Origin of the sequence: Vibrio jasicida 090810c (genome assembly GCF_002887615.1) — a bacterium.
In the GTDB taxonomy this organism is placed as follows: Bacteria; Pseudomonadota; Gammaproteobacteria; order Enterobacterales; family Vibrionaceae; genus Vibrio; species Vibrio jasicida.
Map to the genome: position 1 here is coordinate 627,188 of NZ_CP025793.1, position 19,603 is coordinate 646,790.

Consider the following 19,603-nt stretch of genomic DNA (forward strand, 5'->3'; position numbering starts at 1 on the left):
TTCTCAATTGTTCATATTTGCACTTAATGCCACATAACAATCCTGTATTTGTTAAGTGTTTGTGTTGTTTTTAACGCTTTCACTGAAAACAAAAAGAGCGACCTAAGCCGCTCTTGTTCATTTTGATAAATTTACTTATCAGTCGTTTTAGATCTCTTCGTGTTTATGGACTAGGCCGAAGTCAGCTAAAATGGCATATGCGGCAGGGATCATAAATAACACCAGCAGAGTGGATGCGAAAATACCAAACACGATGGAGATAACCAGTGGTTGGATAACCTGTGCTTGCAGGCTGGTTTCAGTCAGTAACGGAAGCAAACCTGCTGCAGTGGTCATTGATGTCAGGAATACTGCTCTAAAGCGTTCCCGACTGGCTTTGACTACCGAGTCGTGCACATTATCTCCTTCATCGACATGATGGCGTATGTACTGAACTAACAGAATCGAGTCATTCACCACAATCCCCGCTAGTGAGACAAAGCCCATCATACTCGGCATACTTAATGAGTGACCGAGTAGGATGTGTCCCCATACCACGCCAATAAAGGCGAGTGGAATCGCAAGCATGACCACGAATGGTTCCAAATAACTGCGGAACTGGTAACTCAAAATCGCAAACACGCCAAACAAACCAAGCAAGAAGCCTTTACCCATTGATGCGCCAGTTTCAGCGGTATCTTTGGCTTCACCTTCAAAATCGAAGCGAAGGCCAGGATACTTTTGCATAAGCTTTGGCGCTTCATCCTGTTGGAACTGACGAATGATAGCTGTCGAGTTGGCTTTCGTATTGTCGATATCGCCGAATACGCTCACAGTGCGCAAGCCATCGATGCGCTGGATTCTTACGTAATTACGTTGGAAATCCAAAGTAGCAATGGTCGCGAGCGGAATTTGACTGCCATCGGACAAGATAATTGGGAAGTTTGACAATTGCTGTAAGTCACCAGCTTGCGCTTTATCAAGGCGAACTTCGATGGAAATGTTTTCTACCCCAACTTGGATTTCGTCTGCGGTTTGGCCAAAGAAAGCCGCGCGCAATTGATTGGCGATGAGTTGGCCGTTAATCCCATAAGCTTCTGCGCCCGGACGCAGTTTAACCAAGACTTCTTCTTTACCCATACGCATGTCATCCAACACGCCATGGACACCGTCAAACTCATTCAAGTATTGCTGAATGTCGATAGAGGCCGCTTTGAGCGCATCCAGATCATCATGCTTCGCTCGAATTTCAATCGCTCGTCCACCCGGCCCCATGGTCGGTTGTTTAAATACCAACGAGATAGGATCGGCAAGTTCGCCAATGTCTTCGCGCCATGCATCGATAAATTCATCGATAAGTGTGTTACGACTCTCGGCGCCCAGCAAATCCAGACGTACCGTGGCAATGTGAGGGCCAGATTCGTTCGCGTCGGCATTGGCGTTGAATTGACTGGTGATGTGCAGAACCAATGGATTGCCGTCTTCCACTTTTTCTGTCCATTCTTTATCTAGCTTTTGAGCGGAAGCGACGATCTTATCGACGACAGCTTCAGTTTGAGACAGAGAAGAACCCGGAGGAAGAATAATGCGCGCTTCTGCAATGTCGCCATCCAACTCAGGGAAGGGGTGGAACTTGAGCAAACCACCGACTAACGTGGCTGCGGAGATAAGCAGCAAGGCGACCACGCCACCCATAAAGGCATAGCGATACTCGACCACTTTATCGACTGCGTTGACCAAGGTGGTGTTGCGGAAGTTTTCAAAAGAAGCGAGCAGCTTTTGTTTGAACTTCGGTGTTTTTCGCTCTTGCTTTTGTTTATGCAGTGAATGAGAAAGGTGGTTAGGTAGGATCAAGAAGGCTTCCACCAAACTTAAACTCAGTACGAGGATCAGAACTTGAGGAACCGCTTTAAGTACCGCACCCATTTCACCTTGCAGGAATAACAAGCTACCGAAAATACACACCGTGGTTAGGAAGGAAGAAATCACCCCCGGCAGTACCTTTTTCACCCCTTTAATTACGGCATCATCGATCTCTTCTCCTCGGTCGAGGTGAGCGGCAATCGATTCGGCAATAACGATGGCATCATCCATCATGATACCGATGGCCATGAGTAACCCAACCAAAGACATGATGTTGATGGACAGACCAAGTTGCGCCATCAAAAATAACCCACCTAAGAAGGCAACGGGTAAACCAGCTGCGACCCAAAAGGAATAGCGAAAACTAAAGAACAACCACATGGTGGCGAAGACCAGAATGATACCCTGCCAACCGTTTTTGACCATCATGGTCAGGCGATCCCAAAGTACGGATGAAAGGTCATTGGTCATTTGTAGCATCACACCGTCTGGCGCGATGGCTTGTTGTTCTTCGACAAATTGAGCAACACGTTCTTTGATGCGCAGTGCATCGTCTTCTTTGTTTTTGCTGACTTTTAGTAGGGCAGAAGGGTGACCATCAAAGAGGACTTTTTGTTCGTCTAGCTCGAAGCGGTCTGTGATGGTGGCAATATCGCGCAGTCGAATGATAGAGCCATTAGGGCCTGATCCGACAACGATCGTTTCCAGCTCTTCTGGCGTCACGCGACGTTCGTCAAAGAGGATCAGAAAGTTCTTATCCGGCGTTTCGACATTACCACTTGGCAACTTGACGTTTTGACGACCAATTTGGTCTGCGATATCACCCACACTCAACCCAAGTTGGCGAATCGCTTGAGTGTCTAACTCTACTCTGTATTGGTGGTCAGAGAAGCCAGCAACTTCAACCAAAGACACATCGTAATCGAGCTTTAATGTGCGCTTAAGTTGTTCTGCGTAAGCTTTTAACTCTGGCCATGTGGTGTCTGCGGTAATGGCAACGTCGACAACGGGCTCATTCCAATCCAGCTCTTGCACCATTGGAGATTCAATCTCTTGAGGGAAGTCGTTAATAGAGTTGATTTGAGTTTGTACATCGACCAGCATGCGGCCAATATCAGCATCTTCATTCAGCTTTAAAATCAGTCTTGCTGAGCCCTCTATCGCTTCACATTGCGTTTCTTCAATGTTCGCGAGTCCATCGACGGCGTCTTCCATGCGTACACAGATGCTCTCTTCTACTTCTTGTGGAGAGGCTCCGGGGTAAACTACGCCAGCCATGATGTAGGGCGGATCAAACTCCGGAAAGGTTTCACGTTTAATCGTAGATAGTGAAGATATCCCCAATATTAATAGCGTCAGCATCAACAAGTTTGCTGCGGTTGGGTGTTTGGCGAAGAATCGGATCATGAATCAGACTCCTCGGCTTTCTGTTCTGGCTCAGGTGCGGCTTCTTTTAACAACATACCGTTAATCGCAGGCAGCAGGTCGTTGATGATAAGCTTTTGACCTTGCTCAAGATCGCCGTCGATCACCACGTGATTATCACGGCGATAGAGAACTTCTACAGCCACAATATTTAAGCGATTGTCTTCACCCATCAAGTAGATTTTGTCGCCATGTAAGGCTCGTTCAGGAATAACCCAACTCGGATTCTCTTGCCCTTCAATCAAGGCACGCACAAACATGCCGTTCACCAATGGCGGAGCAGAAGTTGGGTTTAATGCACGGTAATCTTGTTCAATTTCCAGAATCACACCGGCAGTCGCTTGGCTTGGATCAACCGTTTCACTGATGCGTGCCACTTTCGCTGGCCAGCTTGCAGAGAGGTTACCGCTGCTTAGTTCAATGTTGGCATGAATCGCATTCATATCAGGTTGTGGAATACCAGATTCATCGCGAACAAACTCACCGATGCTCGCCGCCAAAGTTTGCATGTCATGAATGGACAGTTGAGCTTCCACTTCCATGACATCAATACCATGTCCTGTCACCATGGTTTGTTGTAGATTAACCACTTGGTTTTGCTCAATTTCGACTTCTGCAATGCGCAAATCGTAAGGCAGAGTAATGATGGTTTTATCGAGAGAGCGCTTTGCCTCGTCAACTTTTGATGCATTGACTTTGACTAACGCTTCCGCAACCCGCTTTTCATCTGGCATTAATCCGATTTGGTTTTCGATGTCCAAAACTAATTTGCGTTGAGAGAGTGCGCTTTGCTCTTGTTGATCAACATCCGATTGAGACGTTAAGCCTTTCTTACGCAGGTTTTGTTTGCGGTCTAACTCTTTGTTGGCGATAACCAAACGGTTTGCTTCGATCTTGAGTGTACTTTTGAGGTTGGCTTCTTCTTGAGTCAGCTTAGCCAAAGAGGTTTCGGCAGATTTGAGGTCGGCTTGAGCTTGAACCAATTTCAATTCGTAATCGAGAGGATCGATTCGCAAGATTTCCGTTCCTGCTTGCAACACCTGTCCTTTTTCCAGTTGCGGATGACGGTAAACAACTTTACCGGTCACTTCGGCTATCGCTTTCCATTCAACTTTCGGAGCGATTTTACCAAAGCCAATTGCGACAGGTGCTATCGCCTTAAGCTCCAGTGGAATTGTCTCGACCAGCCTTGCTCTATCACCTGCGGGTTTAACGGGTAAGTCTGGTTTAAGGCTAATCGCAAGAAAGAGGATAATGACGCCGACAGCAAGAGCAGGAAAGAACAGAAGCTTTTTATTGATTTTCATATTGGTCGCCCGAGTCTAGAAATCCATGTTTCATCAGTTGTATGTTGTGTTCGAATAATCGGTTCAAGAAGGCTTCAGAAAGCTCAATGCCATGAATCGCAAGTAAGGCCGGTGGTGCCATAAATGGGAACACCATGAGACTAATATAAGAAACGCGGCACAGTTGTGGGTCGGCGTCTTTTCGCAGAACGCCACTGTCGATGAGCTTATCGAACATAATGCCTTGCATCGGCTTGCTGATGTCAGCAAAGACTTTTTCTAGTAACTTACGTTGAGTCTCTGAGGGGGGCATATGCATGACTTGAGCAATCAAGCGGGGGAATTGCGGTACTTTGATCATCTCACGATAGTAGGTACGCATTAAGTCGAGGAAGTTCTTTTCATTACTGTCAGACAATAAGGCCTGCATTTGCTTTTGCATCGGTGACAGCGTTTCACGCAGCATGGTCTCAAATAACCCTTCTTTGTTGCCAAAGTAGTAGCGAATCATTGCCACATTCACCCCTGCTTTTTGGGCCACCAAGCGAGTCGAAACTTTGTCGTAAGCCATGATGGTGAAGAGTTCACGCGCGTGAAAAATCAGTTTTTCCCGTGCGTCGATTTTATCTGTGGGTCTTCCCGCCTTTCGATGAGTTTCCGTCACAATCGTCTCTCAAGATATTAAACATTTGATTAATTATAAGGCGATGATTTCTCATGCGACATGCGAAAAATTAATCAGTATTTAATCAAGTGATTAATTTGTGAAGGAAGATCATAAAAAGAGCAGGAGAAACTGCCCTTTATTGAAATAAGAATGGGTTTGTCTAATAGATGCCGGCTTGAGAGGCTGGTTTCAACCCCAACTTAACACCGTCCAATTCGGCCGAGCGGCGTGCTCTTTTAAGCGAGGGCATGGATTAACCAGATAGGCGTAACCGGCGTATTCACACAGTGGTAAGTCGTTGATCGAATCCGTATAGAAATGGATGTCTGAATAGGTTTCTGGTTTTGCCTCTAGCCACTGTTTTAAGCGTGTAACTTTGCCTTCGCGATAACTCGGGATACCTTCTATTTCAGCGGTGTAGCCGTTGTCTTGTTCGACTAAATCAATCCCGAGCGCGTTAGGGATACCGATACGTCGACCAACCGCTTCCACCAAAAAAGTGACACTGGCAGAGATGATGACCATATCAATCTCATCACGAGACAGTTGTTCAATCAGTGTTTTGGCTTGCGGGAATTGTTTAGCCAGAATATGGTTTTCAACGCACTCTTCCACCAAGGCGTTGACCTGTTGAATCGGCATGTTTTCTAGCGGCTTCATGGAGAACGTTAGGTAATCTTCCATGTCCATTTTGCCTTCTGCGTACAAGCCCATTAGACGCTTATCTTCCTCAATAAAGTTAGGCGCAATGGCGATACCTTTCTCGACCATAAATTCATTCCAAATCATTGCGCAGTCAGCGTTGATTAAGGTTTCATCCAGATCAAAAACATACAAAGGCTTGGACATAGTTGGCTTCTCACAGTTTGGATTGAGGTCGATGTAACGTGTCGTTCAGTATAGAGCGAGGTTTACGAGTGTGGGACGTATGCTAACGACAAACTGTGACGGTTTCGTTGCACTTTTTCTGACCATGACAAAACTTAATGACTAAGTCATGGGATGAAGCATTTCTGACTTGGTGATAGAAGGCTACAATACAGAGGTACTTTAGAAACCGCGTACTTTAGATATATGGCGTCTTTCGAACCTGATCTCAATATTGTGTACTGAATACAGTCCCGTCTTTGAGCGATAATAGCGCCACTCGCGCAAAGCGAACGTTAAGAAAAATACAAAAAGAATCCCCGATATGAACCAGTATGTAAATGATCCATCCAATTATCAGTTGTTAATTAAAAACTTGCTGTTTTCCCCAGTTGCTTTCAACCCCGAGCAAGAAATCGTCTACGCAAACCACCGCCGTCACAGCTACAAAACGTTTCATGATCGTGTGAGACAGTTTGCAAACGCGCTAACCAAAATGGGCGTAAAGAAAGGTGATACGGTAGCGGTAATGGATTATGACTCACACCGTTATCTTGAATGCTACTTTGCCATCCCGATGATTGGTGCAAAACTGCATATGATCAACGTACGCTTGTCTCCAGAGCAGATCCTTTACACCATTGACCATGCAGAAGATGACATTATCCTGATCAACGAAGAGTTTCTGCCAATTCTGGATCAGATCAAAGGTCGTATTGATACGGTGACGCGTTACGTGGTTTTACGCGATAACGATGAATGTGAATACGAGCGCCTTCTGGAGCAAGAAAGCACCGAATACAACTTCCCTGATTTCGATGAAAACACCATCGCGACCACTTTCTACACCACGGGTACGACGGGCTTCCCTAAAGGTGTGTTCTTTACTCACCGCCAACTGGTTCTGCACACCATGGGCATATTGAGCACCATCGGCACCAATGCGTCACAAGGTCGACTGCATCAAGGTGATATCTACATGCCGATTACGCCAATGTTCCACGTCCACGCATGGGGGCTTCCGTACATGGCGACCATGCTTGGCGTGAAACAAGTCTACCCGGGCAAATATGTACCAGATGTTCTGCTTAACTTGATTGAACAGGAGAAGGTGACGTTCTCGCACTGTGTGCCAACCATCCTGCATCTGTTGTTGAGCTCACCAAAATCCAAGTCGATGGATTTCTCTGGTTGGAAAGTCGTGATTGGTGGTGCCGCGCTACCGAAAGCATTGTGTAAATCAGCCCTTGAGCGCGATATTGATGTGTTTGCGGGTTACGGCATGAGCGAAACAGGACCAATTCTGTCTATTGTTCAACTGACTCCTGAGCAACTCGAACTCGACCTCGTTCAGCAAGCGGAGTACCGCTCTAAAACGGGTAAGAAAGTCGCGCTGGTAGACGCTTACATTGTTGATGATGAAATGAACAAGCTCCCCCACGACGGCGAAAGTGCGGGTGAGATTGTGGTTCGCGCTCCTTGGTTGACTCCGAGCTATTACAAAGACAACAAGAACTCTAAAGCCTTGTGGCGTGGTGGTTACCTACACACTGGCGATGTCGCGCATATCGATCATGAAGGCTTTATCAAGATTACCGACCGCGTAAAAGACATGATTAAGATTTCTGGTGAGTGGGTCAGTTCTTTGGAGCTGGAAGACATTCTACACCAGCATCAGGCCGTGTCGGAAGTCGCCGTGATTGGCATGCCTCATAACAAATGGGGCGAGGTGCCGTTGGCATTAGTGACGCTAAAAGATGATGCAGAAGTAACGGAGAAAGAGTTGTTAAGTTTCGCCAAAGACTTCATCAGCAAAGGCATTCTAGCCAGAGAAGCGTTACTACTGAAAGTGAAGATGGTTGACGATATTGCGAAAACCAGCGTCGGTAAAGTGGATAAGAAAGAGCTGCGTAAACTTCATCTGTAAAGTAGTGAAGCTGTTTGCATCCAACCCATAATATTCGGCCCCGATACATAACTTGTATCGGGGCCGATTTTTATCTAGTGACGCGAAAGTCTTGGTTGTGTATTAAATCAAACCTTGTTCTTTCGCCATGTGGTTAGCGATGCTCGGCGCTTTCCAGATGCTTGGAAGCAGTATGAAAGACACAGGAACAGCTGTAATCACGATGAAAGACTGCAATGCCGAGATACCGCCAGAGCCCATCGAGATAAGCGCGATCGCCACCACACCCATCATTAAGCCCCAGAACGAGCGGATCACTGCGTTTGGTTCTGTAGAGCCAGTCATTACCACACTGATGGTGTATGTCATTGAGTCACCCGTTGTCACGATGAACGTCGTGGTCAGGATCAAGAACAATACTGAAATCACCATCGGGAATGGTAGCTCAGAAGTAATCGCAAGCAGAACGGCAGGCAAGTTAAAGCCCTCAAATGCCGATGAAATCAAACCTGGGTTTTCTAGCTCGAACGCCAAGCCACTGCCACCAACGATGCTGAACCAGAAACACGTGATCAATGGTGCTGCAATGCTGATAGAAAGGATTAATTGGCGAATTGTACGGCCGCGTGAGATTCGCGCGATGAAAATTGCCATCATCGGACCGTAACCAATGAACCAGCCCCAGAAGAAGACTGTCCACCAACTTAGCCATTCAGTGTCACCACGGTAAAGCGCCATTGGAAAGAAGTTATCTACCATGCGGCCAATGCCTTGCACGTAACCATCGACAATAAAGCTGGTTGGGCCGAAGAACAGGATGTAACCAATTAGAGCCACAGACAACACGATGTTGTAACGGCTCACAAGCTGGATGCCTTTACTTACACCGCTTAGGGCAGACAAGGTGTACATCAAAATCGCAGCGACGATCACTAAGCTTTGAGTAACAAAGGTATCAGGTAAGCCAAATAGCGAGTTCAGGGCGTAACTGATCTGCAAACCTAAGAAGCCAATTGGACCAATAGTACCTGCGGCTACGGCGATAATGCTGCATGCGTCTGCGACGTCGCCAATCCAACCGTTGATCGCTTTGTCACCAAATACTGGGTAAAGCAGGGTACGAGGTTTGAGTGGTAAGCCCTTATCGTAGTGAAGGTGCATCAAAACGACTGAAGAAAGACAACCTAGGATAGCCCAAGCAAGGAAACCCCAGTGCATGAAAGACTGAGAAAGTGCATTGATTGCAGATGCTTTTGGCGACGCTTCGCCATACAGAGGTGGTGCAGAAACAAAGTGGGCGATAGGCTCTGCAGCAGCCCAGAATACACCGCCACCAGCGAGTAGGGTACAAAGTACGATCGACAGCCACTTGAAGGTGTCGATATCAGGTCTCGCTAAACCGCCTAAACGTACGTAACCCGTACGACCTAGTGCAATAGCCAAACCAATAAGGAAATTCAGAAGGAGTAATACTTGCCAGAAGGCACCGAAGTATTGAGTCGCAAACCCAAAGCCTGCGTTGACCATCGCGGTCAGAGATTCTGTATTTGTTAAAGCGAGCAGAACAAAGACAGTAAGGAAGCTACCACTTAACCAAAATACAGGGTTAGTGAGTTCAAGGCGCTTGATAAGGGAAGGAGGATGAATCGCAGAATAGTCTGCCTCCTGAATAGGAGCATGAGAGGCGGCATTCGTCATATTTGACATAATTACTTCGCTTTTTAGGGCTCGGAAGCCGTGCATTTCCCTCACACAAATAGGTCGAAAAGTGTGAGGATGATCAAAAAGCCGCTGATACTAGCACGTTGAGCACCTCAATATAACCGTAGATTCGGAATAATTGTCTACGTAAGCGGCAAATTACTGATTTCTAGGTAGAGATTTTTTGCGTGAAGTGCGCCGCATTTCGTATGTAAATGACATTTCCTTTATTCTTGTAAGGACACCGCAGGATTACATTGAGCGAACCTGTTCTAATAAAAATTAAAGGTCTTACCCTATGGCTCATTTTGAACTCAATGGACAGTGGCAACTTACCTCGCCACAGCGTCCAGACATCAATATTCCGATGACTTTGCCTGGCGATAATGTCTCTGCACTTTTGCAAGCAGAGCTTATTCCTAACCCATATGTGGCAGATAATGAATCCAAGGTTCGTTGGATTGAAGAATGCGATTGGCATATTGAACGCGAGTTTGCTGTCGATGGTTCTGTGCTCTCTGCCAAACAAGTGTGGATGACGCTAACCCGTGTAGACACCTTAGCGACCTTTTATATCAATGGTGAGCAAGCACTAACTAGCAGCAATATGTTTGCCCAGCAACGTATTGATATCAAACCTTACTTAAAGCAAGGCACTAACGCGATTCGAGTTGAGTTTGTCCGTGTGGATTTAGAAGGGCTAGAACGTGCAAAGAAACTGCCATTCCCTATTCCTTCGGCGATGGGGAACAACCAGATCCCGCACATGAACTTGATTCGTAAAACCCAATGTCATTCAGGTTGGGACTGGGGCATTTGCTTGATGGTCTCTGGTATTTATGACCCGATTCTAATTGATGTCGTTGAAGATGTGTGGCTAAAAGGATTCGCGACAGAGCAACAATGGAAAGCTGACGGCAGTGTGCAGATCGATGTCTTAGTCGAAGTTGAAGCGGATACCCAACATCATGAAATTGTTGTTGAATTTGATGGTCAGCGCCAATCGATTCAAACCGAAAGAAGTGGTCACTATCACTGTCAGTTCCATATTTCCAAGCCAAAACGCTGGTGGCCTGCGGGTTATGGCGAAGCGCATCTTTATCCGATAACGGTCGCTTGTGGTGAGCAATCACTGTCACGCATGATTGGTTTGCGAGAGCTGAGTCTAAACAACCAAGCTGATGAGCATGGCTCGGCGATGGAGTTTGTCGTTAACGGTGTACCAATCAATGCTAAGGGTGCAAACTGGATTCCGGTGGACGCCATGCCGGGGCGAGAGTGTGAAAGCCGCTATCGTGCACTTCTGCAGAGCGCGGTCGACGCCAATATGAACATGATTCGTGTCTGGGGTGGAGGCCAATATGAGAGCGAAACTTTCTACAACCTGTGTGATGAATTAGGCCTGTTGGTTTGGCAGGACATGATGTTCGCTTGCTCGCTGTATCCATCCGATGACGATTTCTTGAAAGATGTGGAACAAGAGTTGCGATTCCAAATCCCGCGTTTGAAAGAGCACCCTTCGATTGCACTTTGGTGTGGCGATAATGAAGTGATTGGTGCGATTGGCTGGTATGACGAATCCAAGCACAACAAAGTCAAATACACAGTGAATTACGATCGTCTGAATCGAATGATCGAACAAGTCATCGGTCAGCAAGACGAGTCACGTCGATTTTGGCCAAGCTCTCCTTGCAACGGCGAGCTGGATTTTGGCGATGCGTGGCACGATGACAGTAAAGGCGACATGCACTTCTGGGACGTTTGGCACTCAGGCAAATCGTTTAATGCTTATCTAAACATTAACCCGCGTTTTTGTTCCGAGTTTGGCTTCCAATCTTGGCCGTCTTTTGCAGAGGCAAAGAAGTTTGTGCCAGAGCAAGACTGGAACGTCACCTCACCAACGTTTGAGCAGCACCAAAAGAACCCTCGTGGTAACAGTATCATCACAGAGATGTTTACTCGTTACTTCCGCTTCCCATCAGGCTTCGAGGAGATGTTGTACTTAAGCCAAGTTCAGCAAGCGATGGCAATCAAAACTGCTTGTGACCATTGGCGCGCCATCTCTCCAATATGTCGTGGCATGTTGTATTGGCAGCTTAATGACAACTGGCCAGTGAGTTCTTGGTCTAGTTTGGAGTACAGTGGCCGTTGGAAGCAATTGCATTACCATGCGAAACGCTTCTTTGCGCTCCAGTATTTGGTGTTCTCAAAGCACACCGGTAAGCTGAGCCTCCATTTGCTAAACGATGCCAAAGAACCCGTTGATGTGAGTGCGCAATTACATTGGGTGAACTGGCAAGGTGAAGTGAAGCAAACTTGGTCGCTAGAGCACACCGTTTCCAGTGACAGCAACATGGTTGTCTGGCAGTTGGATGGGCAGTTTGATTCGTCTGAATTGAAGTCAGGCTTCCTCTACGTAGAGGGACAAGCAGGCGAAGAGCGAATCACGAACACATGGTTTAGCACTCATGAACTGAAAACCCTGCCGATGCAGAAGGCGAACATCAAAGTGACGATAGAAGCCAACCAAATCACTCTGGTGGCAGATAAGCCAGCATTCTTTGTGCATCTAGAAGCGGACACGGATGGTCGATTCTCCGAATCCAGTTTGACGTTACTTGCTGAACAACCTGTAACCGTGACGTTTTTTTGGTAAGGATGTGGCGGCGATGGCAGAGTCACTTCGTGTTTACCATTTAATGCAATAAGAAAGCTTAAGCGAGTCGAAGCACAATACACTCAGCAAAAGGGAGCTTACGGGCTCCCTTTATTGTTTCTTGGGTTCGCTAAAACAAATGACGCTTAGCCCAAGTTATGGCCTGCATTCTATTTTTGACTTCCAGTTTTCGAAAAATGCTATATAGATGAGATTTCACCGTGTGCTCGCTCACAAACAAAGAGTCTGCGATATCCAGGTTCGAGCCTCCTTGACATAGTGCGGTCAATACCTGCATTTCTCGCCGCGTGAGCTCAATATCGAGCTTACTGTCTAACTCAGTAACGGTGTGATTTAAGTTCATCAAGTAGCCAATCAATCGATTAAGAATATCTCGAGATAACCAGTTCTCCCCATTTAAGATTCCTTTAAGACCTTTGATTACTTTGTCGAAATCGTCTTCAAAATAAAATAAACCTTTTAGGTTAGACCAGCTGAGTAAACTCTCCACACCTAAGTTTGGTTCGGCATTGACTAATATCGTAGCGTCGACGTGGTGAAGCTCACTCAATGTGACTTTAACATCACAGAGGTCGGGTAGAGAGCTGTCAACGATCGCGACATAGTGTTCGTCATAGTGAACGGGTAGTTCCACATCCGCCCCTTTGGCTAATAAAACGGGTTGCCCTAAGCGCTGCTCGATTGCGGTTTGTAATCCTCTGCCTTGAATATTGTTGAAGGTGAACAATAAAATAGTGTTGTTGGTTGGATTGTCGTACATCATTAGTTTGCCTCCTGTCGAGACTGCATAAATTCATTTCCTACTTGGTGAAAGCGGTAGAGCACCAGATCGAGTAATCCGTCAAAGCAATGTTTCACCATGGGATTTTCAAATATCCTGGCAGCAGGCGCTTTAAAAAAGGTGACTCGCCGATGGTGGTAGAAATCCCGTATAAAAATGTCGAACAAAAGTTGTTTAATCACGGGCTCATGAACAGGAAAGTGGATGATCGCGTTGCCCATTACTTGAATAATGTCAGAGACCAAAAACTTCAAAATTGAGCGGCCTAAATGCCATAGGCTAAGAATCCTGAATTCAGATCTCAGCTCCTGATAAATCATGTGTCCGACTAACATACCTTTACAGTAATAAAGCCGAGCTTTACTTGGGGATTGGTCGAATTGGTTAAGTGTGTCTTCCACGCCTCCTGGCGTTATCAGTTGCTTATGTACAGCGTTGATTTGCTCGAATTCAGACACACTGATTTGGTTGAGGGAGCAACTTTTTACATCGGTAACTTGGTATTCGTACACAATGTCTTTAAAGCTCAAATAAATACTTTTACTTTGAGAAGCTTTGACTCTTTTATACTCGCTGGAGGTGTATTGATATTGTTCTCCGATGAAGTGTGAAAAGGCCAGTCGCTTTAATAGACTCGGTGTAACTTTACCGCTTTCCCACTGGCTTAATGTTGGTTGATTTAAGCTTTCGAAAGCGCTGTAACTCCTTGCTAACTCATCGGCTAACTGGCCTTGAGTCAAACCCCTTTCCTTTCGAATTGCAGCAACAGCATGCGAAAATTCTAACTTGCTAACCATATATCTACGTCCTGAACTCATTATATTTTTTGATTGCTTGAAGCAGCCCGAGATGGGCCAAATTTCTATGTTCTAGATTTTTTAGTGAGGTACATCATTTGGTCAGCATGCTGGATAAGCGCGTCACTGTTACTCCCTTCATGAGGGAAGCGCGCCATTCCGATACTCAAACCGATGTGAACGTTTTGAAAATGGATGAAAATAGGTGCACTACATGCGTGTTGTAGTAAAGACTGAAATTGTTCTAAATCCTTTGTACTTTCTAGGTTGGGAAGACAAAGGATGAATTCATCACCACCAATTCGTGTAGCAAATTGATCGTTACCCAGCAGTTGTAAGATCCGTTGGGCGGTGACTTTCAAAACCTTGTCGCCGGCATCATGGCCGAACTTATCATTCACGGCTTTAAAGCTATCTAAGTCGATGTACAACAGAGTAAACGGTTGAGCGCGTTGTATCTGATGTTCAATTAACTGATGGCCTTTAAAGCGGGAATAACACCCTGTCAGCTCGTCTATCTCGAGCAGTCTTTCTAGTTTTTCGACCTGTTCGTACTGCATTTGCCAAGCGTTTTGCCAATAACGCTCTATAGAAAGCAATCCTTTGTAAATAAAAAGGTTGAACAGGTACAGAAACGTACTCCGAATGGAGAACTCACTTAAACCCTGTAGTTTAAACGGGTCACTACCTGCAACTATCAAATCTATGTTAAAGCAAGCAGCCATTGATAGTGCGTATGCAATTAGCGACCAAAATACGCCAAATTCAATTAAGGCTAAAAGGAGATTGACCGTCACTAACGACGAAAAGAGAAAATGCCCGCCTAAAAAATAATACAGGTAAAAAGTGAGTGTGAAGCCGAGGATAAGAGCAATGACCACCGCTTTGTTTTTTTGTTCAAGAACGAAAAAGCGCCCAGCCCAAAGATAAGTTAGGCAGGCGACAGCGGCGAACAGGTAAGGAAGGTATACAACAAATTCTACCCCTCTAATTGCACAAGCGAATAGGGTAATCAGAATGCCCAAACTCGTAGAGCGCATGTAATAGCGCGTAAAAATTTTGGTGAACTGTGTTCTGTCCATAGTTATGTCTCAAAGGAACAGCAAATAATGGGCAGACTAGGAGAGGATTCTGTATGGATTGAGTGTGGATGGATGACTTGTAAAGACGAAACGACTTACCCCGCATGAGTCTGTAAATGCCAGGCGCATGTGCTTTTTTGGGCGTTTTTCTCGTCTGCAAGCGACACTGCATTTCATAAAGTTGCTCGATACCTACTGCCGTTTTTATAAACTATTCTATGAGGCAGGGTTGCATAAAACTATACGGTTTTCGGGAAAATGCCCCGATCTCAATATGTCCGCATAAAAAGTGGGTAAACGGCAAATTTAGTGAGGTAAAACTAGTACTTACATCCTACTAGTGAATTTAAATTCAGTCTAAAGTATGAGGTGTCTACTTGAGTTTTTGATGGATACGGTAACCCATCGCGTAACCAAGATAAAATAGCGCAGCGAGTGTGAAAAAAGCGGATATATAAGCAACAAGATGATTCAACCCCAATCCGAAGGATAGAGTGAATGCGATACCATTTACGGCTTCTACTGGGATCTTGTACCACGCGGAATGCACAGTTGATCCAAATAGAATTAATGTACCAATTAAAAAAAGTGTGCCGACTGTTAAGCCAACCCATCTGCTGCTGTTCATGCGTCTTCTCAAGGGTTACGACGTTCGTAACAAAATATTACAAGACAAGCATTATACAACTGAGTGAGGGGCAAGGTGGTAGCAATATTTGCACGATTAAATCAAGAGGCCACCGAAGTGACCCCTTTTTAACCGGTTAGCATCTTAATTAGCCAATCCACCGGATGAAGTAAGGGATGATCAGCGCGTTCGCCAAATCGATAAAGAAAGCACACACCAAAGGCACAATAATAAAGGCTTGGTGAGAGTTACCGTATTTTTGTGCAACGGCCGACATATTCGCCATTGCGGTTGGGGTAGAACCCAAAGAAATCCCCCCAAAACCAGAGCAAACAACCGCAGCGTCGTAGTTCTTTCCCATTAGAGGAAAAACGACGAATATGGCGATGCAAATAGCCACAAAGAACTGCGCGCCAAGAATGAAAAAAATAGGTCCTGCTAAATCGACCAAAGCCCATAGCTGCATGCTCATCAGTGACATGGCTAAAAACGCGCCCAACGCCATATCCGCAATCAACGCAACCGCAGGTTTTCTTGCTGGCCAACGAGTACCCGTAAGGCGAGGGTAAGAGGCGGGAATAAGGTTAGAAATCAAGATACCGGCGAACAAACAGGTCACGAACAACGGTAACTCAAGCCCTAAGCTGCTTACGCCTTCGTTCAAAATTGCGCCCAAGATGATACAAACATGAATCGCTAACATCGCATCTAAGAAGTCATAAGCATTGATAGACGGTTGCGGTTCATCTTGCGCCGTACCCACGTCCATTTCTTCTACTTTTGCAGGCTTTAGGTTGTGTTTGTTGATTAGGTATTTTGCAATCGGTCCGCCCATCAAGCTTGCTAAAATTAAGCCAAACGTTGCACTCGCGATGCCGATTTCCATTGCGGTATCAAGATCGAATATTTCAGCGATTCGAGGTGACCACGCAATCGCAGTGCCATGTCCACCAATCAGAGACACCGTGCCGCTCAACAAGCCAACCGCTTCTGGTTGATCTAACATGGTCGCAATTCCAATCCCAGTTAGGTTTTGAATTAGCATGTAACCGATGGTGACCGAAAGCAGGATCAATAATGGCTTACCGCCTTTGAACAGATCTTGCAGACTGGCGTTGATGCCGATGGTGGTAAAGAAATACACCAACAACAAGTCGCGGGTAGCAAGATCAAATTGGACATCGATTTGAGTGACGTAATGGATAACGGCGAACAACACCGATACTAAGATGCCGCCGGAAACCGGTTCAGGAATACTGAATTCCTTTAAGAAACTGCTGGCTTGGGTTAGGCGCCTGCCTAAAAACAACACGATGATCCCGAGGGTCACCGCGAGAAAAGATTCGACCTGTAATACACCGTCGACAAAGTTCATAACCACTCCTGCTTTGGTAAAACATGATGAGAGAATTAATCGGTACGTTTATCTCTAAACATACTGACATGTTTGTATGACATCCAATTGCATACCAACGAATTTGAACCAAGTCGGATTGTGCTGAGAATCGTATTTTCGTAACCGATAGAAAAGAGGAGTAATACAAGGTCACATGTACCTATGCATGACTCCTCTTGCTTCGACTAAGGACTCGTTAGTTAAATAGCCAGTAGCTTTCTGGATTGTCTGGACATTGATAAGGGCCACACTCGGCAAAAGTCCCAATCACATTGAGTGCCACAACAGAAATCGCCAGCAAACATGTGATGCGACCTAGGTTGCTCATTTCGTAAGGTTCTGGAGATTCCTCTTTACTGGTGAGCATCAGAATAACGGCGACCGCGAAAATGGTGGCAACAAACAACACAAACGCCCAAGTGTAATAGTGCATCCCGAAGATAGGGCTACCGTATCCAGGCGTACCGGGAATCACGTGCAAAGAGACTTGTCTCAATGACGTAGCGACGCCATAGAGTGCGCCAATAATGACCACACCATAATGTCGCGACTGCGGTCCATACACCACGTTCAACAAGAAGCCGAACATGATCATGATGAAGCCAATGCGCTGCAATAAACACAAAGGACAAGGCAACTCATTCAGTACAAATTGCAGAACAAAGCCAATCAATAAAACGGCTGTCATGCCCAGTAAACCAAGGGTATTAAGTAAAGCCAGATAGTTTCGATTCATGTGCAATCCCCCTTACAACAAGATGGAAAGAGGGTCGGTGGCGTGATGATTGAACCAATACAGTCCAATGATCACCGAGGAAGCAAAGAAGGCATAGCCCACCGCTTTCTTACCTAAAAATGCACTGAGCATCGCAATCAATAACAGCAAAAAGATTAATGTCATCATGAGGGAGTTCCTTCCTTACTCTCTGATTTCAATCCTTTTAACTATAGGAAATGCGAGCCAATGCGCGACTTTATACCCAATAAAAAAGAGGAGGGGTTAGATTCGAGGTCCCCGTTGAAGCTAACCCACTCCCCAAAATCGTTACTTAACTCATTCGGTTTAACTTTGTGGAGATTGTTCTAATGCCCAATCGCCACCCAGTGATTTGTAGAGTGCGACAGTGACCTGAGCCGTTTGCAATTTGGCTGCGATTTGTCGGTCTTGCATCATGCGTTGTTGGCGCTGAGCATCCAGTACCGACAAGTGGTCAATCAAACCTGCACGGTAAAGGGATTTGGCTTTCCCCACGGCTTTATCTGTCGCAACTAGAGCATCATCAATACGGCGCTGATTCTCTTGGCTTCTGCCATAGGCAAATAAAGTGGAATCCACTTCAGCAAAAGCCGAATCTACGGCGTGTTGGTAAGTCAGTGTTGCTGCGTCAAAACGAGCTTGGTTGATGTCTTCTAAAGCATCGCCACGACCGCCATCGAACACATTCCAACTGATGCCTGCCGCGCCAACCCAGCCGAAAGAATCACTGCTAAACAGGTCATCAAAGCTAGAAGCAGACACGCCCGGAGCGCCGGTTAAGAAGAACTTCGGATATTGATTGGCGATACTTGCCGCAAGTTCTTCATTGATGGCTGCAATTTCTCGCTCCGCTAAGCGGATATCAGGGCGTCGCTGCAGTAAGTCGGAAGGTAATCCGATTGGCATGACATTTTGCATTGCAGGTACACCTTGAGTCTCTGCAAGTCGCACTTCGACTTTTGATAAAGGCTCACCAAGTAGTACCGCGATACGATGTTTGTGTACTTGCTGCGCGATTTCCAACTGAGGAATGATTGACTCCATCGCTGCAAGCGTCGCTTTGGCTTGCGCTAAATCGAGATCCGAGCCATAACCGCTACGAACCACTTTCTCGACCAAGTCCATGGTTTTCCTTTGGTCTTCAAGGTTTGATTTGGCTAAGTCGAGACGCTCGCTTGCCCCTTGATACTGCAAGTAGTTATGAATCAAATCCGCAGTAAGTAAAGTTGTCAGCCCGCTTTGATAAATCTCTGCTTGCTCAACACGTATTTGCGCCGCATTGGATTGACGATCAATGCGATCGAACAAATCCAATTCCCAAGCGATACTTGCTCCGGCAAACACACCATCGTGCTGGTTGTCCAACAAGGTTGTATTGCTAATTTGTGGTGGCAGGCCAGCGGCGGAATCACCAATCGGGTTTAGTGCAGGGCCAAGCAGCGAGTCGTTCTTACTCAGCTGATAATTGACGTATCCGGCACCAACATTGATGGTCGGCACCTTGAATGATTCAACAACGCTTTTATAGCTGTCTGCCATTTTAATGCGCTCTGCCGCGACCTTAAGCGGAATGTTTTGGCTTTGCATATCAAGCACCAAATCGTTCAACGTTGGATCGTTAAACTCTGTCCACCAAAACGCTTCTCTCTCAGCATTGCGGCTGACGCTATTTTGGTCGGCATACAAATACGTTTCCGCCATGCTGGTGGTTGGCGTTTGATAGTCTGGCCCAACGGCACAACCGGATAAACTCATTGCCAATACCAGTGGCGCGATAACGAACTTTCTCAT

General features: G+C 46.0%; 14 protein-coding genes and 1 pseudogene. 2 read left to right on the forward strand and 13 right to left on the reverse strand.

The genetic code is table 11. The features are described 5' to 3' along the window. Positions 1 to 147 precede the first annotated feature (147 nt). The 4 genes from C1S73_RS20470 to C1S73_RS20485 form a co-directional block, all read right to left on the reverse strand. Positions 148 to 3,249, reverse strand: coding sequence for an efflux RND transporter permease subunit (locus C1S73_RS20470; protein WP_038864997.1), 3,102 nt, complete (start codon positions 3,247 to 3,249; stop codon positions 148 to 150). Next, complete coding sequence (locus C1S73_RS20475; RefSeq protein WP_038865000.1) at positions 3,246 to 4,574, reverse strand: efflux RND transporter periplasmic adaptor subunit; 1,329 nt, start codon at positions 4,572 to 4,574, stop codon at positions 3,246 to 3,248. Before C1S73_RS20475 ends, C1S73_RS20470 begins: the two co-directional genes overlap by 4 nt. Beyond that, entirely contained in the window at positions 4,561 to 5,217 is a 657-nt protein-coding gene (locus C1S73_RS20480) for a TetR/AcrR family transcriptional regulator (RefSeq protein WP_038865002.1), read from the reverse strand. Before C1S73_RS20480 ends, C1S73_RS20475 begins: the two co-directional genes overlap by 14 nt. A gap of 192 nt (positions 5,218 to 5,409) precedes the next feature. Then, positions 5,410 to 6,069 carry an HAD family hydrolase gene (locus tag C1S73_RS20485; RefSeq protein ID WP_038865004.1) on the reverse strand — a complete coding sequence of 220 codons (660 nt, stop codon included), beginning with the start codon at positions 6,067 to 6,069 and terminating at the stop codon, positions 5,410 to 5,412. A gap of 343 nt (positions 6,070 to 6,412) precedes the next feature. On the opposite strand from C1S73_RS20485, the gene C1S73_RS20490 reads away from it, so the two are divergent. Continuing rightward, entirely contained in the window at positions 6,413 to 8,014 is a 1,602-nt protein-coding gene (locus C1S73_RS20490) for a long-chain fatty acid--CoA ligase (protein WP_038865006.1), read from the forward strand. A 102-nt stretch (positions 8,015 to 8,116) separates the two neighbouring features. Here the strand turns inward: C1S73_RS20490 and C1S73_RS20495 are convergent, their stop codons facing one another. After that, the gene (locus tag C1S73_RS20495; protein ID WP_038865353.1) at positions 8,117 to 9,700 is read right to left on the reverse strand and encodes a BCCT family transporter; all 1,584 of its coding nucleotides are present in this window, start codon (positions 9,698 to 9,700) and stop codon (positions 8,117 to 8,119) included. A 292-nt stretch (positions 9,701 to 9,992) separates the two neighbouring features. Here C1S73_RS20495 and C1S73_RS20500 point away from each other — a divergent pair. Further along, a pseudogene (locus C1S73_RS20500) lies at positions 9,993 to 12,402 on the forward strand (beta-mannosidase). 78 nt (positions 12,403 to 12,480) lie between these two features. Here C1S73_RS20500 and C1S73_RS20505 read toward each other — a convergent pair. The 8 genes from C1S73_RS20505 to C1S73_RS20535 all read right to left on the reverse strand — a co-directional run bounded on the left by C1S73_RS20505 (position 12,481) and on the right by C1S73_RS20535 (position 19,603). Then, on the reverse strand, positions 12,481 to 13,134 hold the full coding sequence (locus C1S73_RS20505) for a LuxR C-terminal-related transcriptional regulator (protein WP_038865010.1): 654 nt from the start codon (positions 13,132 to 13,134) through the stop codon (positions 12,481 to 12,483). Continuing rightward, positions 13,134 to 13,949, reverse strand: a complete 816-nt coding sequence (locus C1S73_RS20510; RefSeq protein ID WP_038865011.1) for a helix-turn-helix domain-containing protein — start codon at positions 13,947 to 13,949, stop codon at positions 13,134 to 13,136. The genes C1S73_RS20505 and C1S73_RS20510 overlap by 1 nt, the downstream gene beginning before the upstream one ends. A 65-nt stretch (positions 13,950 to 14,014) precedes the next feature. Then, positions 14,015 to 15,031 carry a GGDEF domain-containing protein gene (locus tag C1S73_RS20515; protein ID WP_038865014.1) on the reverse strand — a complete coding sequence of 339 codons (1,017 nt, stop codon included), beginning with the start codon at positions 15,029 to 15,031 and terminating at the stop codon, positions 14,015 to 14,017. Positions 15,032 to 15,404: 373 nt separating this feature from the next. Beyond that, on the reverse strand, positions 15,405 to 15,659 hold the full coding sequence (locus C1S73_RS20520) for a hypothetical protein (protein WP_038865015.1): 255 nt from the start codon (positions 15,657 to 15,659) through the stop codon (positions 15,405 to 15,407). 148 nt (positions 15,660 to 15,807) lie between these two features. Further along, the gene (gene gltS, locus C1S73_RS20525; RefSeq protein ID WP_038865017.1) at positions 15,808 to 17,034 is read right to left on the reverse strand and encodes a sodium/glutamate symporter; all 1,227 of its coding nucleotides are present in this window, start codon (positions 17,032 to 17,034) and stop codon (positions 15,808 to 15,810) included. A 217-nt stretch (positions 17,035 to 17,251) separates the two neighbouring features. Further along, on the reverse strand, positions 17,252 to 17,791 hold the full coding sequence (locus tag C1S73_RS20530) for a disulfide bond formation protein B (protein WP_038865019.1): 540 nt from the start codon (positions 17,789 to 17,791) through the stop codon (positions 17,252 to 17,254). A 12-nt stretch (positions 17,792 to 17,803) separates the two neighbouring features. Further along, on the reverse strand, positions 17,804 to 17,959 hold the full coding sequence (locus C1S73_RS27930) for a DUF5993 family protein (RefSeq protein WP_005429588.1): 156 nt from the start codon (positions 17,957 to 17,959) through the stop codon (positions 17,804 to 17,806). Positions 17,960 to 18,118: 159 nt separating this feature from the next. Further along, positions 18,119 to 19,603, reverse strand: coding sequence for an efflux transporter outer membrane subunit (locus C1S73_RS20535; protein ID WP_038865021.1), 1,485 nt, complete (start codon positions 19,601 to 19,603; stop codon positions 18,119 to 18,121).

Excerpts from the sequence above, each read along its gene's own strand:
- C1S73_RS20490 (WP_038865006.1), top strand. The coding sequence starts at position 6,413 with ATGAACCAGTATGTAAATGATCCATCCAATTATCAGTTGTTAATTAAA.
- C1S73_RS20475 (WP_038865000.1), bottom strand. The coding sequence starts at position 4,574 with ATGAAAATCAATAAAAAGCTTCTGTTCTTTCCTGCTCTTGCTGTCGGC.
- C1S73_RS20535 (WP_038865021.1), bottom strand. The coding sequence starts at position 19,603 with ATGAGAAAGTTCGTTATCGCGCCACTGGTATTGGCAATGAGTTTATCC.
- C1S73_RS20505 (WP_038865010.1), bottom strand. The coding sequence starts at position 13,134 with ATGATGTACGACAATCCAACCAACAACACTATTTTATTGTTCACCTTC.
- C1S73_RS20515 (WP_038865014.1), bottom strand. The coding sequence starts at position 15,031 with ATGGACAGAACACAGTTCACCAAAATTTTTACGCGCTATTACATGCGC.
- C1S73_RS27930 (WP_005429588.1), bottom strand. The coding sequence starts at position 17,959 with ATGATGACATTAATCTTTTTGCTGTTATTGATTGCGATGCTCAGTGCA.
- gltS (WP_038865017.1), bottom strand. The coding sequence starts at position 17,034 with ATGAACTTTGTCGACGGTGTATTACAGGTCGAATCTTTTCTCGCGGTG.
- C1S73_RS20495 (WP_038865353.1), bottom strand. The coding sequence starts at position 9,700 with ATGTCAAATATGACGAATGCCGCCTCTCATGCTCCTATTCAGGAGGCA.
- C1S73_RS20485 (WP_038865004.1), bottom strand. The coding sequence starts at position 6,069 with ATGTCCAAGCCTTTGTATGTTTTTGATCTGGATGAAACCTTAATCAAC.
- C1S73_RS20510 (WP_038865011.1), bottom strand. The coding sequence starts at position 13,949 with ATGGTTAGCAAGTTAGAATTTTCGCATGCTGTTGCTGCAATTCGAAAG.
- C1S73_RS20530 (WP_038865019.1), bottom strand. The coding sequence starts at position 17,791 with ATGAATCGAAACTATCTGGCTTTACTTAATACCCTTGGTTTACTGGGC.
- C1S73_RS20470 (WP_038864997.1), bottom strand. The coding sequence starts at position 3,249 with ATGATCCGATTCTTCGCCAAACACCCAACCGCAGCAAACTTGTTGATG.
- C1S73_RS20520 (WP_038865015.1), bottom strand. The coding sequence starts at position 15,659 with ATGAACAGCAGCAGATGGGTTGGCTTAACAGTCGGCACACTTTTTTTA.